This is a genomic window from Yersinia sp. J1 (assembly GCF_050586585.1).
In the GTDB taxonomy this organism is placed as follows: Bacteria; Pseudomonadota; Gammaproteobacteria; order Enterobacterales; family Enterobacteriaceae; genus Yersinia; species Yersinia entomophaga.
In genome coordinates this window covers 1-342 of sequence record NZ_JBOBDP010000061.1, presented here as the reverse complement: position 1 = coordinate 342, position 342 = coordinate 1, and the positions used below count along the sequence as shown (strand labels likewise).

The window sequence follows — 342 nt, the reverse complement described above, 5'->3', positions numbered from 1 at the left end:
TGCCGGCGGCATTTCTAGCGATACTGTCAACACCTACGAATTCAAAACCACTAAAGCAGTTAGCGATCAGCAAACTGTTGTTGATACCAAAAACACTGATTACCTGGCGAAGAAAGCTATCTCTGATGCTGATGCCACTAAACAGCCTGCGACTGATGCAGCTAAAACTGCGCTGGATACAGAAACTGCCAAAATGCCAGCACTGCTTAAAACTGCGACTGACGCAGGCGAAGCGGTTAACGGTAACGTGCGTACCGTTGCTGCCAAAGGCTTCGACGTACTGAAAGGCACCGTGACCGGCGGCGCTACTGGCGTTGCAGACGGTGGTAGCCCACTGGCTGC

1 pseudogene is annotated in these 342 nt (G+C 52.0%); it reads left to right on the top strand.

Going from position 1 to position 342, the window contains the following annotated elements:
• Positions 1-342: pseudogene (locus ACQ4OC_RS19645) on the top strand (flagellin FliC); the annotation flags it as partial.